The following is a 13356-nucleotide window of genomic DNA, read 5'->3' on the forward strand; positions in this document are numbered from 1 at the left end:
AGTTCGCAACATTTGTCATGCAGAGTGTCGCGAAGGTGAAATTGCCGGCCTTCTGAAGCCTCAAGTCAGGTAGAATGCGCGCCCGGTTTTTGGAGAAGCTCATGACCCTGCTCAAATTCAGCGATGTGTCCCTTGCTTTCGGCGCTATGCCGTTGTTGGACAAGGTGTCCTGGCAGATCGCCCGTGGTGAGCGGGTGTGCATCATCGGCCGCAATGGCACTGGCAAGTCCAGCATGATGAAGCTCGTCAAGGGCGACCAGAAGCCTGATGAAGGCTCCGTTTGGCGCGCACCTGGCCTCAAGATTGGCGAATTGCCGCAAGAATTGCCGGTAGCCGACGAGCGGACCGTGTTCGACGTGGTGGCCGAAGGCCTGGACGGTGTCGGCGAGCTGCTCGCGCAGTATCACCACCTCAGCCAGAACATCGTCACCGACGCCGACCTGGACAAACTGATGCACGTCCAGCACGACCTCGAAGCCCGTGACGGCTGGCGTTTGCAGCAACTGGTCGACAGCACGTTGAGCCGTCTGCAGTTGCCGGCCGACAAGACCCTCGCCGAATTGTCCGGCGGCTGGCGTCGTCGCGTCCTGCTGGCTCAGGCTCTGGTTTCCGAACCCGATCTGCTGCTGCTCGACGAACCGACCAACCACCTGGACATCGGTGCAATTGCCTGGCTCGAAGAAGCGCTGAAGGATTTCCAGGGCGCCGTGCTGTTCATCACGCACGACCGTTCATTCCTGCAGAACCTCGCGACCCGTATTCTCGAACTGGATCGCGGTGGCTTGATCGACTGGAACGGCGACTACGCCAGCTTCCTCGTGCACAAAGAAGCCTCGCTGGCCGCTGAAGACACCGCCAACGCGTTGTTCGACAAAAAACTGGCCCAGGAAGAAGTCTGGATCCGCCAGGGCATCAAGGCTCGCCGCACCCGTAACGAAGGCCGAGTCCGCGCCCTCAAAGCCCTGCGCAACGAGCGTAGCGAGCGTCGTGAGCGCACCGGCAAGGCCAACATCCAGCTGGATACCGCTGACAAGTCCGGCAAGCAGGTAATGGTCCTCGATAACGTGAGCTTCGCTCACCCGGGCGGCCCGTTCCTGATCAAGGATTTCTCGATGGTCCTGACGCGCGGCGACCGTATCGGTCTGCTGGGCGCCAACGGTACCGGCAAAACCACACTGCTGAAGCTGATGCTCAGCGGTCTGCAGCCAACCAGCGGCACAGTGGAAGAGGGGACGCGCATCGACGTGGCCTACTTCGACCAGTTGCGCCATCAGCTGGACCTGGAAAAGACCGTAATTGACAACGTTGCAGAAGGTCGCGACTTCATCGATATCGATGGTCAGAGCCGTCACGTGCTGAGCTACCTCGGCGATTTCCTGTTCAGCCCGCAGCGTGCCCGCACGCCGGTGAAGGCGCTGTCGGGTGGTGAACGTGCGCGTCTGTTGCTGGCGAAACTGTTCAGCAAACCGGCGAACCTGCTGGTCCTCGACGAACCGACCAACGACCTCGACGTCGAAACCCTCGAGTTGCTGGAAGAGGTCTTGCTGACCTTCAACGGCACCGTCCTGATGGTCAGCCACGACCGGGCATTCCTCGACAACGTGGTCACCAGCACCCTGGTCTTCGAAGGTGAAGGCAAGGTTCGCGAATACGTCGGTGGTTATCAGGACTGGCTGCGTCAGGGCGGCTCGCCGCGCCTGTTGGGCGTGACCGAGAGCAAGTCCGGCAAAGCCGACCTGACCTCCGCTGTCGTGACGGCTGAAGCTGCGCCAGTCGCTGCTGTCGAAGCGCCGGTGGCGAAGAAGAAGCTCAGCTACAAGTTGCAGCGTGAGCTGGAAATGTTGCCGGGCCAGATCGAAGCCATGGAACAGCAGATCGTTACCGTTGAGGCGCAAATGGCCGATGCCGGTTTCTATCAGCGTCCTGCTGCCGAGACCGCTGCGGTGATCGCTCAGTTGGAGCAGTTGCAGGCTGAGCACGACGTAATGGTCGAGCGCTGGGCCGAGCTGGATGCCTGATTGATCCTGCTATAAAAAAGCCCGGCGTTCAGTGATGAGCGCCGGGCTTTTCGTAGGCGCTGTGGTTTAGCTTTTGATCAGGCGCACCGCGAGCACATCACAGGGTGCACCGTGCAGCACGTCATTGGCGGTCGAACCCAGCAGCAATGCCAGGCCGTGTCGGCCATGGCTGCCCACCACGATCAGGTCGCAGGTTTGTTCCTTGGCCAGGTGGTGGATCTCCTGGCGTGGCTGGCCGTAGGTCAGGTGGCTGTATTCCTTGGAGAGTTCCGGATACTTCACGATCAGCCGGTCCAGGCGTTCCTTGGCCTGATCGAACTGCTGTTGTTGCAGTTGTGACAGATCCATGGGCACGTCGCCGCCAAAGGCCATGGCCATTGGCTCGACAATGTGCACCAGGGACAGCTTCGCCCCGTTGCTCACCGACAGTTCGCGAGCGCGGTGGATTACAGGATCGCACTCTTCGGTTAGATCTACAGCGACAAGAATGTGGTTGTAGGGCATGAGGTGCTCCTCCTGAGGGTTGCAATATTGGTAAGTATGGCTGGTTTCAAGCGCATTGTTTTCAAAGTGACTCAATGCGCTCATCAAGAATCGGGAGTACAGATATGACGGTCTGGATAGTGGTGTCAATCCTGTTGGTGGTACTGAGTCCGCTGGCATGGTTGCGACCGTCGCGCCACCAGAGCGGCCGTATGGCCCTGCGCATGGAGGCGCGACGCATCGGATTGGCGATGCAACTGGCGCCTCAGGACTGGCCGCACTGGCTGAGCCAGGAGCCACCGAGCCCTTGCGCCCAGTACCATCGGCCGCGGCGTGGCAATCGGCCGGCGTGTTGGAGTTATTGGCAAAAAGCACCGGGTGTGTGGGTCAATCAGTGGCAGGAGGTCTGCGAGGAACCGGCGTTGCTGATTCATTTCGAAAAGTTGCCAGACAACGTTTACAAGGTCGAAGCAGACAAGCAGATGATCACGTTGTATTGGGGCGAGAAGGGCGAAGCGACGGTTTTGCAGGATATTGATGCGGTGCTGAAGGCGCTGGCATAAAGCGCGGAAATTTCGCGCTGCAATGGCGCGAAACGTCCGGCAGACAGGCAATAAAAAGCCCGACATCATCATCGGGCTGGAGTTGGCCAGGCAGGCCGGTAATTCGGTGTGGCGCTGATCTTACGCTGCGCATTCGCCAAAAGCGTTCATGTTTTTTCCTCAAGGTCCCGCCAGCGTAGCTTGTTAAACAAAGGCTGCAGCGAATTAGGGCGACTTTTCTAACTATTGATCCTATGAATGGCCTCACATGCAGCCGCGTGTTGCAGGTCTTCGTGTTACGGAAATGACCGGAAAGTCGCGTTTCAACCAGTATTTTGGGCGATTGACAATTGTCGGAAATTCCGTGAAGGTGACGTACCCAAATCAAACGGGCGTATGAATTGAGCGTTTGTATTACAGACCGCTCCTACAGAATCCCGACTATCGCGTTGGCGGGTGTGCCGGGTGGATGGGCGTAGCATTGACGTTAAACGTCCCTGCCGAGCCATTCGCCTGCGTCCGACGTGTACTGTTCAGCTTCCATATCGTGGAGATCAGTTGATGATTTACGAAGGTAAAGCCATCACGGTTAAGGCTCTTGAAAGTGGCATCGTCGAATTGAAATTCGACCTCAAGGGTGAGTCCGTCAACAAGTTCAACCGTCTAACCCTGAACGAACTGCGTCAGGCCGTAGACACCATCAAGGCAGATGCTTCGATCAAGGGTGTGATCGTCAGCAGTGGCAAGGACGTGTTCATCGTCGGCGCCGACATCACCGAATTTGTCGAGAACTTCAAGCTGCCTGATGCAGAGCTTGTTGCTGGCAACCTGGAAGCCAACAAGATTTTCAGCGATTTCGAAGACCTCAACGTCCCGACTGTCGCCGCGATCAACGGCATCGCCTTGGGTGGCGGTCTGGAAATGTGCCTGGCGGCGGACTACCGCGTCATGTCCACCAAGGCCAAGATCGGTCTGCCGGAAGTGAAACTGGGCATCTACCCGGGCTTCGGCGGTACCGTGCGCCTGCCGCGCATCATCGGTGCCGACAACGCCATCGAATGGATTGCCGCCGGCAAGGAAAACCGTCCTGAAGACGCGCTGAAAGTCGGCGCAGTCGACGCAGTGGTTGCCCCTGAGAAACTGCAGGAAGCTGCTCTGGAGCTGATCAAACGCGCCATCTCCGGCGAGTTCGACTACAAGGCCAAGCGTCAGCCGAAGCTCGAAAAGCTCAAGCTCAACGCCATCGAACAAATGATGTCGTTCGAAACCGCCAAAGGTTTCGTGGCCGGTCAAGCGGGCCCGAACTACCCGGCACCGGTCGAAGCGATCAAAACTATCCAGAAAGCCGCGAACTTCGGTCGCGACAAGGCGCTGGAAGTCGAAGCCAACGGTTTCGTCAAACTGGCCAAGACCTCTGCCGCGCAGAGCTTGATCGGTCTGTTCCTGAACGATCAGGAGCTGAAGAAAAAGGCCAAGGCCTACGACGAAATCGCCAAAGACGTGAAGCAGGCTGCCGTATTGGGCGCTGGCATCATGGGTGGCGGTATCGCTTATCAGTCGGCCTCCAAAGGTACGCCGATCCTGATGAAGGACATCAACGAGCACGGCATCGAGCAAGGTCTGGCCGAAGCTGCCAAATTGCTGGTGGGCCGCGTTGATAAAGGTCGCATGACCCCGGCGAAAATGGCCGAAGTGCTCAATGGCATTCGTCCGACCCTGTCCTACGGTGATTTCGGTCACGTCGACCTGGTCGTCGAAGCCGTTGTCGAGAACCCCAAGGTCAAGCAAGCCGTTCTGGCCGAAGTCGAAGACAAGGTCAAAGAGGACACCATCCTCGCGTCCAACACCTCGACCATTTCCATCACCTTGCTGGCCAAAGCCCTCAAGCGTCCGGAAAACTTCGTCGGCATGCACTTCTTCAACCCGGTGCACATGATGCCGCTGGTAGAAGTGATCCGTGGCGAGAAGTCCAGCGAGCTGGCGGTTGCCACCACCGTTGCCTACGCCAAGAAAATGGGCAAGAACCCGATCGTCGTCAACGACTGCCCGGGCTTCCTGGTCAACCGCGTGTTGTTCCCGTACTTCGGCGGTTTCGCCAAACTGGTCAGCGCCGGTGTGGACTTCGTCCGTATCGACAAGATCATGGAAAAATTCGGCTGGCCAATGGGCCCGGCGTACCTGATGGACGTGGTCGGCATCGACACCGGCCACCACGGTCGCGACGTGATGGCTGAAGGCTTCCCGGACCGCATGAAAGACGACCGTCGTTCGGCCATCGACGTGCTCTACGAAGCCAAGCGCCTGGGCCAGAAGAACGGCAAGGGCTTCTACGCCTACGAGACCGACAAGCGCGGCAAGCAGAAGAAAGTCGCCGATCCTTCGGTACTGGAAGTGCTCAAGCCGATCGTCTTCGAACAGCGTGAAGTCACCGACGAAGACATCATCAACTGGATGATGATCCCGCTGTGCCTGGAAACCGTGCGTTGCCTGGAAGACGGCATTGTCGAAACCGCTGCCGAAGCCGACATGGGTCTGGTCTACGGTATTGGTTTCCCTCCATTCCGTGGCGGTGCGCTGCGCTACATCGATTCGATCGGTGTTGCAGAGTTCGTTGCCCTGGCTGACCAGTACGCTGATTTGGGCGCGCTGTACCACCCGACCGCAAAACTGCGCGAAATGGCCAAAACCGGCCAGCGGTTCTTCGGTTAAGCGCCCCCAACTAGAGTGAGAGTGAATATATGAGCTTGAATCCTAGAGACGTCGTGATTGTCGACTTCGGTCGTACTCCGATGGGCCGCTCCAAGGGCGGCATGCACCGCAACACCCGCGCTGAAGACATGTCGGCGCACCTGATCAGCAAGTTGCTGGAACGCAACGTCAAGGTTGATCCGAGTGAAGTCGAAGACGTGATCTGGGGCTGTGTGAACCAGACCCTGGAGCAGGGCTGGAACATCGCCCGCATGGCGTCCCTGATGACTCAGATCCCGCACACCGCTGCCGGTCAGACCGTCAGCCGTCTGTGTGGTTCGTCGATGAGTGCTCTGCACACTGCTGCGCAAGCGATCATGACCGGCAACGGTGACGTGTTCGTGGTTGGCGGCGTCGAGCATATGGGCCACGTGAGCATGATGCACGGTGTCGATCCGAACCCGCACATGTCCCTGTACGCGGCGAAAGCCTCGGGCATGATGGGTTTGACCGCTGAAATGCTGGGTAAAATGCACGGCATTACTCGCGAACAACAGGACGCTTTCGGCGTGCGCTCCCACCAGCTCGCTCATAAAGCGACGCTGGAAGGCAAGTTCAAAGACGAAATCATCCCGATGCAGGGCTACGACGAGAACGGTTTCCTGAAATTGTTCGACTACGACGAAACCATTCGTCCGGAAACAACCCTGGAAAGCCTGGCGGCTCTGAAGCCAGCGTTCAACCCTAAGGGCGGTACCGTGACAGCCGGTACTTCGTCGCAAATCACCGATGGCGCTTCGTGCATGATCGTGATGTCGGCGCAGCGTGCACAGGACCTGGGCATTCAGCCTATGGCGGTGATTCGTTCGATGGCGGTGGCAGGTGTAGACCCGGCAATCATGGGCTATGGTCCAGTACCGGCCACACAAAAAGCACTGAAGCGCGCGGGTCTTGGCATTAACGATATCGACTTCTTCGAGCTCAACGAAGCTTTCGCCGCACAGGCCCTGCCAGTGCTGAAAGATTTGAAAGTACTCGACAAGATGAACGAGAAGGTTAACCTGCACGGCGGCGCGATTGCCCTGGGTCACCCATTCGGTTGCTCCGGTGCACGTATCTCCGGCACTCTGCTGAACGTGATGAAGCAAAATGGCGGCACCTTCGGGGTAGCCACCATGTGCATTGGTCTCGGCCAAGGCATCTCTACCGTCTTCGAACGCGTTTAAGCGTTCCGTTGACGGAAGCCGGGGCCAAGTGCCCCGGTTTTTGTTTTTCTGAATTTATTTTTTGTTTTTATTTTTAAAAGATTTGAGCGAGGGCCAAACCATGCCGATACAACCTGGGCTCTACCAACATTACAAAGGTCCGCAGTACCGTGTATTCAGTATTGCGCGGCATTCGGAAACCGAAGAAGAAGTGGTCTTCTACCAAGCCCTGTATGGCGATTACGGCTTTTGGGTGCGTCCCTTGAGCATGTTCCTGGAGTCGGTCGAGGTTGACGGCGAACAGGTGCCACGCTTTGCTTTGGTGCAAGCCGAACCGAGCCTTTTTTCCAAGCCATAAGCTGAGTGCGCGCAAGACCCTGCGCTTGACCTCACCTTGTAGCCACTATATATAGCGGTGCCGCGTCAGGCGCCAACCGCCTTTCACTTCTAGAATTCAGGAATTTTCTGATCCATGGGCAAATCGCTGGTCATTGTGGAATCCCCGGCTAAGGCCATGACCATCAACAAGTATCTGGGTAACCAATACGTGGTGAAGTCGAGTATCGGCCATATCCGAGACCTGCCCACCAGCGGTTCGGCTAGCGCCAGCAAAGAGCCAGCCGCCAAGCGCGGCAAGGCCGCTGCGGGTGAAGGTCCGGTGCTCACGCCGAAAGAGAAAGCGCGCAAGCAGCTGGTCTCGCGCATGGGCGTCGATCCCGATCATGGCTGGAAAGCCAAGTACGAGATCCTCCCGGGTAAGGAAAAGGTCATCGAAGAGCTGCGCCGGCTCGCCAAAGATGCTGACACCATCTATCTCGCAACCGACTTGGATCGCGAGGGGGAAGCCATTGCCTGGCACCTGCGCGAAGCCATCGGTGGTGACGACAGCCGCTACAAGCGCGTGGTGTTCAACGAAATCACCAAGAAAGCGATCCAGGAAGCCTTCTCCAAACCGGGCGAGCTGGACATCGATCGTGTAAACGCACAACAAGCGCGTCGTTTCCTCGACCGCGTGGTGGGTTACATGGTTTCGCCACTGCTGTGGGCCAAGGTCGCTCGTGGCCTGTCCGCCGGTCGCGTGCAGTCGGTAGCCGTGAAGCTGGTGGTTGAGCGTGAGCGTGAAATCCGCGCGTTCAACCCGGAAGAGTACTGGGAAGTTCACGCCGACCTCGGCACCGCCAAAGGCGCAACTGTGCGCTTTGACGTGGCTCGCGAGAAAGGCGAAGCCTTCAAGCCGCTCAACGAAGCCCAGGCCATGGCCGCGCTGGAGAAGCTCAAGGCTTCCAGCTACAGCATCGTCAAACGCGAAGACAAACCGACTAGCAGCAAGCCGTCGGCACCTTTCATCACGTCCACTCTGCAACAGGCTGCCAGTAACCGCCTGGGCTTCGGCGTGAAGAAAACCATGATGATGGCCCAGCGTCTGTACGAAGCCGGCTACATCACTTACATGCGTACCGATTCCACCAACCTCTCGGTCGATGCCGTGACGATGGCGCGTACTTATATTGAAGGCGAGTTCGGCAAGAAGTACCTGCCGGAAAACCCGAATGTCTACAGCAGCAAGGAAGGCGCACAAGAGGCTCACGAAGCGATTCGTCCGTCCGATGCCAATACCGAGCCAAGCAAGTTGTCGGGCATGGAGCGTGATGCTGAGCGGCTCTACGAGCTGATCTGGCGCCAGTTCCTCGCTTGCCAGATGCTGCCGGCCCAATACCTGTCGACCACTGTCACCGTCGGTGCCGGTGACTTCGAGTTGCGCGCCAAAGGCCGCATCCTGAAGTTCGACGGCTACACCCGCGTCATGCCGCAAATTGCCAAGCCTGGCGATGACGACGTGTTGCCGGACATGGCTCAGGGCGACGCGATGAAGCTGATCAAGCTTGATCCGACCCAGCACTTCACCAAGCCGCCGGCGCGTTACTCGGAAGCGAGCCTGGTTAAAGAAATGGAAAAACGCGGCATCGGTCGTCCTTCGACCTACGCAGCGATCATTTCGACCATCCAGGATCGAGGCTACGTTGCGCTGCACAACCGTCGTTTCTACTCGGAAAAGATGGGCGACATCGTTACCGAACGTCTGGCCGAGAGCTTCTCCAATCTCATGGACTACGGCTTCACCGCCGGCATGGAAGAGAACCTCGATGACGTGGCCCAGGGTGAACGCGACTGGAAGAACGTACTCGACGAGTTCTACGGCGACTTCAAGAAGAAGCTCGAAGTAGCCGAAAGCGCCGAAGGCGGCATGCGCGCCAACCAGCCGGTAATGACTGATATTCCGTGCGTGTTGTGCGGTCGTCCGATGCAGATTCGTACCGCATCGACTGGCGTGTTCCTAGGCTGCTCGGGCTACAGCCTGCCGCCGAAAGAGCGCTGCAAGGCCACGGTCAACCTGGTACCGGGCGACGAAATCGCGGCGGACGACGAGGGTGAATCGGAATCGCTGGTGCTGCGTGGCAAGCACCGCTGCCCGATCTGCAGCACGGCGATGGACGCTTACCTGCTGGATGAGAAGCGCAAGCTGCACATCTGCGGTAACAACCCGGATTGCTCAGGGTACGAAATCGAAGAGGGCACTTATCGCATCAAAGGCTACGAAGGTCCGAGCCTGGAATGCGACAAGTGCGGCAGCGAGATGCAGCTCAAGACCGGCCGTTTCGGCAAGTTCTTCGGCTGCACCAATGCGACGTGCAAGAACACCCGCAAGCTGCTGAAAAGCGGTGATGCAGCACCTCCGAAGATGGATCCGGTGAAGATGCCTGAGCTGAAATGCGAAAAGGTCAACGACACCTACATCCTGCGCGACGGTGCTTCCGGCCTGTTCCTGGCGGCCAGTCAATTCCCGAAAAACCGCGAGACGCGTGCTCCGCTGGTCATGGAAATTGTGCCGCACAAGGATGAGATCGATCCGAAGTACCACTTCCTCTGCGAGGCGCCGAAGAAAGACCCGGACGGCCTGCCTGCTGTGATCCGTTACAGCCGTAAAACCAAAGAGCAGTACGTACAGACTGAAGTCGACGGTAAGCCGACTGGCTGGAAGGCGTACTACGACGGCGGCAAGTGGACGGTTGAAGACAAGCGCCCGGCGAAGACCGCTAAGGCTTAACAGGTGCTGTACTGAAAAGGCCGCATGACAACCTTCTGGTTTTCATGCGGCCTTTTTGTTTTGTGCTTGCGGTGAGCTCGGGTGATCCCCGACACTGTCTGACCTGCGTGAAACAATTATTTCGTTGTGGAGGCTGCCGTCATGGCCCACGAACTCTATACCCGTACCAACCAGAAGATTTACTTCGCCGGCCTGTCGCTGGAAGCGCTCGCCAGAGCTGAAGAGGGGCGGGCGATGAACTCTCTGGCGCTGATCCAGGCCGGACGCGAATCGGCGTTGTTTCACCTCTACGGTGCGTTGCTGGGGCTGTGCCATGAAATCGCGGGTTTCTATCGCTTGCCTCAAGCCAATGCGCCTCGGGCCGAGTTGCTGCTGACTCGCGAAGTGCTTGAAGCTATCGCGATTCCGGAAATGGCCGAGATGGTCGAGTTGGCCAATAATTCGGAAACCTGGCTGGCCAAACTGCTGGCAGCCCATGCTGCACTGTTCCAGCCGCCACGGGCGCCGCACAAGCCTAAGGGTGACGTGACGCAGCCGCTGATCCTGGCCGTTAACCTGGATGAAGAAGAGGCTCCACAAGAGCTGAGCCGGGAAGAGCTGGAGAGCTGGCGTCAGAACCTCAAGGGGCTGGCGATTCGGTTTCGCGAAGGCCTGAACGAGTGCTGAGGGAAGGATGACCCGATGGGTTGTCCACTCAGGGATGAGTGCTAGCAGATATTTCTTCGCAATGACATCTGGTCAAGATCCCGAGCGAAGCCTGGCCGATGCCTATATAATCCCCGCCTTTCGTGGAGAACAGACCTTTATGCCAACGTCCTTTCTAGAAATTGTCGAGTTACCAGACGGCCGTATCGAGCTGCGCAGGGCTGAGGACGAGGGTTCTCTGGTTACTTTGGATTTCTCCGAGGATGCCAAGGCGTTCCTGCAGGGCCAGCACGTGGAAGTCGCCAAGGCGATGTTGAGCGTCGGCGTTCAGATGGCCGGACGCTTGGTTGAAGGCGATTTCAATACGGACGAGGGGTCTCGGGTTCTTCATTGATCCCGCCCGTCGGTTTTTTGCTGATATCGCTACAGGTTGGCTTCTCTATCCTTGGAGAAGCCCCGCGCTGTTCAACGCGCGCATTGTTTGTCAGTTAACCCAATCGAATATTCAGGCTTTGTGCGTCCCCGATCCGGGCGGCGCTGATCAACTGTTGCCGTGAAGTTGTGCTCAATGGGTTGAGCCAGCTGACCACCGTGTGGCTGCGGCCCAGGCGTAAGGCCTCGCAGGTCAACTGCTGAGCGCTCTGAGTGCCGCGCGGTTGCAGCAGGAGGATGCGTTCACGGTTAAGGCCGGCGTCCCGCAACCAGGTCTGGGTCAGGCTGGCGGGCGGAGCGATCAACGTCAGCCAGCGCGCGTCCTGGTCCTGACTCAGCTCCCTGAGAATCGGCGCAAGAAGGTTCAGGCAGTTCCCGGCTGCACCACGCAGCGACAGCTCACTGAAGACTTCGGGCTCGGCGCTCCAGGGTGACTCGACCACGTCTTTCAGGATCGGCGCCAATGGCTGCACCATGAAAGCCTCGAACAACGGCAGTTGGGCTTGCTGTGATGTGTGTGGGAACTGCATAAAGCCTCCTTTAGCGGCGAATGACGCCGACACTCAAGCCTTCGATCACCAGTTCCTGATCTTTCAGGTTCACTTCGATAGGGGCGAATTCAGGGTTTTCGGCAATCAACCAGACCTTGCTACCATCGCGCTTGAAACGCTTGACGGTCACTTCGTCGCCGATCCGCGCTACTACGATCTGGCCGTTGCGTGCTTCGCGGGTGGTGTGCACTGCCAGCAGGTCACCGTCGAAAATGCCCACATCCTTCATGCTCATGCCATGAACCCGAAGTAGATAGTCGGCGCGAGGATGGAAGAACGACGGGTTGATGTTGCAAGACTCTTCTATGTGCTGCTGGGCGAGGATCGGAGCACCGGCAGCCACTCGGCCAATGATCGGCAGGGTGGAATCGTCGGCCTTGGCTTCGAAGCCGGGGATGCGAATACCACGGGAAGCACCGGGCGTCATCTCGATCGCACCCTTGCGGGCCAGCGCCTTGAGGTGTTCTTCCGCCGCATTGGGCGACTTGAAACCCAGTTCCTGAGCGATTTCCGCGCGGGTGGGCGGGTAGCCGTTGTCTTCGAGGCAGCGTTTGATGAAGGCCAGAATCTCTGCTTGGCGTGGCGTCAGCTTTAGCATATTGATCGCTCTGTCTTTTTATACAGTGACTGGGATTATATACAGTGGAACGGTCTTGGCAATGCCCCTTTTTTTGCCGACCGCCAGACGGTCCATGAGCCTGCTGATTCAAGCTTGAGGGTTGTATGGTTAAATAGGTGACCGACCATTCCCGAAACGAACGGCCAGGCTTGACAAGACACAGGCTGAAACGTATGTTTCAAACAAGTGTTTGTCAGGCGGAGTAGCCATGGCCCAGTCGGAAACCGTTGAACGCATTCTTGATGCTGCCGAGCAATTGTTCGCGGAAAAAGGTTTTGCTGAAACCTCATTGCGTCTGATCACCAGCAAGGCCGGTGTCAATCTGGCGGCGGTTAACTATCACTTTGGTTCGAAGAAGGCGCTGATCCAGGCCGTTTTCTCGCGCTTTCTCGGGCCGTTCTGCTTAAGCCTTGATAAAGAGCTGGAGCGGCGTCAGACCAAGCCGGAGAACAAGCCGACACTTGAAGATCTGCTGGAAATCCTCGTCGAGCAAGCCCTGGTGGTGCAACCACGCAGTGGCAACGATCTGTCGATTTTCATGCGTTTGCTGGGTCTGGCTTTCAGTCAGAGCCAAGGGCACTTGCGGCGTTATCTGGAGGACATGTACGGCAAGGTGTTCCGCCGCTACATGATGTTGGTCAACGAAGCTGCACCGCGTATTCCGCCAATTGAGCTGTTCTGGCGTGTGCACTTCATGCTCGGCGCCGCCGCGTTCAGCATGTCCGGTATCAAGGCCCTGCGCGCAATTGCCGAGACCGACTTCGGCGTCAATACCTCCATTGAGCAAGTAATGCGTCTGATGGTGCCGTTCCTGGCGGCGGGCATGCGCGCCGAAACCGGCGTGACCGACGCGGCCATGGCCACTGCGCAGTTGCGTCCGCGCAGCAAATCGACCCCGGTTGCCGCCAAGGTTTAACCGCGCACGGGTGGGCGCGGCAGCTGACATCCGCTAAGCTAGCCGCCCATGCCGACTCTCGTTCTGAACCCGCTCCCCATTTGTATCGCCGACCTGCCGGGCATTGCCCATGGCGGCGATTGCGTGCGAGCTGGGTTTATCGTTATCAAGG

The 13356-nt window shown here is 58.1% G+C and carries 12 protein-coding genes; 9 read left to right on the forward strand and 3 right to left on the reverse strand.

Going from position 1 to position 13356, the window contains the following annotated elements:
• Positions 1-101: 101 nt before the first annotated feature.
• Positions 102-2018: an ATP-binding cassette domain-containing protein gene (locus tag ACIQU2_RS03435; protein WP_403138595.1), complete on the forward strand. Its 1917-nt coding sequence runs from the start codon at positions 102-104 to the stop codon at positions 2016-2018.
• Between the two features lie 66 nt (positions 2019-2084).
• On the opposite strand, the gene ACIQU2_RS03440 is transcribed toward ACIQU2_RS03435, so the two are convergent.
• A complete protein-coding gene (locus tag ACIQU2_RS03440; protein ID WP_008151425.1) occupies positions 2085-2522 on the reverse strand; it encodes a universal stress protein in 438 nt (145 codons plus the stop codon).
• A gap of 104 nt (positions 2523-2626) precedes the next feature.
• Between ACIQU2_RS03440 and ACIQU2_RS03445 the strand changes: the two genes are divergently transcribed.
• From ACIQU2_RS03445 to ACIQU2_RS03475, 7 genes are all read left to right on the forward strand, one after another.
• Entirely contained in the window at positions 2627-3064 is a 438-nt protein-coding gene (locus tag ACIQU2_RS03445) for a hypothetical protein (RefSeq protein WP_282482087.1), read from the forward strand.
• A gap of 540 nt (positions 3065-3604) precedes the next feature.
• Positions 3605-5752, forward strand: a complete 2148-nt coding sequence (gene fadB, locus ACIQU2_RS03450) for a fatty acid oxidation complex subunit alpha FadB (protein ID WP_347804304.1) — start codon at positions 3605-3607, stop codon at positions 5750-5752.
• 29 nt (positions 5753-5781) lie between these two features.
• Entirely contained in the window at positions 5782-6957 is a 1176-nt protein-coding gene (gene fadA, locus ACIQU2_RS03455; protein ID WP_008007076.1) for an acetyl-CoA C-acyltransferase FadA, read from the forward strand.
• Positions 6958-7057: 100 nt separating this feature from the next.
• A complete protein-coding gene (locus tag ACIQU2_RS03460; protein ID WP_046047845.1) occupies positions 7058-7294 on the forward strand; it encodes a DUF1653 domain-containing protein in 237 nt (78 codons plus the stop codon).
• A 114-nt stretch (positions 7295-7408) separates the two neighbouring features.
• A complete protein-coding gene (gene topA / locus ACIQU2_RS03465; RefSeq protein WP_403138598.1) occupies positions 7409-10042 on the forward strand; it encodes a type I DNA topoisomerase in 2634 nt (877 codons plus the stop codon).
• A 141-nt stretch (positions 10043-10183) separates the two neighbouring features.
• Positions 10184-10708, forward strand: coding sequence for a DUF6586 family protein (locus tag ACIQU2_RS03470; RefSeq protein ID WP_046047843.1), 525 nt, complete (start codon positions 10184-10186; stop codon positions 10706-10708).
• A 139-nt stretch (positions 10709-10847) separates the two neighbouring features.
• Complete coding sequence (locus ACIQU2_RS03475) at positions 10848-11081, forward strand: hypothetical protein (protein WP_046048057.1); 234 nt, start codon at positions 10848-10850, stop codon at positions 11079-11081.
• A gap of 94 nt (positions 11082-11175) precedes the next feature.
• Here the strand turns inward: ACIQU2_RS03475 and sulA are convergent, their stop codons facing one another.
• Positions 11176-11649 (reverse strand): SOS-induced cell division inhibitor SulA, encoded by a 474-nt coding sequence (gene sulA / locus ACIQU2_RS03480; protein WP_046055276.1) that lies wholly within the window; start codon positions 11647-11649, stop codon positions 11176-11178.
• Positions 11650-11659: 10 nt separating this feature from the next.
• Positions 11660-12268 (reverse strand): transcriptional repressor LexA, encoded by a 609-nt coding sequence (gene lexA, locus ACIQU2_RS03485; protein ID WP_026286346.1) that lies wholly within the window; start codon positions 12266-12268, stop codon positions 11660-11662.
• A gap of 229 nt (positions 12269-12497) precedes the next feature.
• Here lexA and ACIQU2_RS03490 point away from each other — a divergent pair, with 229 nt between their 5' ends.
• The gene (locus ACIQU2_RS03490) at positions 12498-13205 is read left to right on the forward strand and encodes a TetR family transcriptional regulator (RefSeq protein ID WP_347804302.1); all 708 of its coding nucleotides are present in this window, start codon (positions 12498-12500) and stop codon (positions 13203-13205) included.
• The last annotated feature ends 151 nt before the right edge of the window (positions 13206-13356 follow it).

The sequence above is a fragment of the Pseudomonas sp. NPDC098740 genome (assembly GCF_044760065.1).
Taxonomy (GTDB): Bacteria; Pseudomonadota; Gammaproteobacteria; order Pseudomonadales; family Pseudomonadaceae; genus Aquipseudomonas; species Aquipseudomonas rossensis.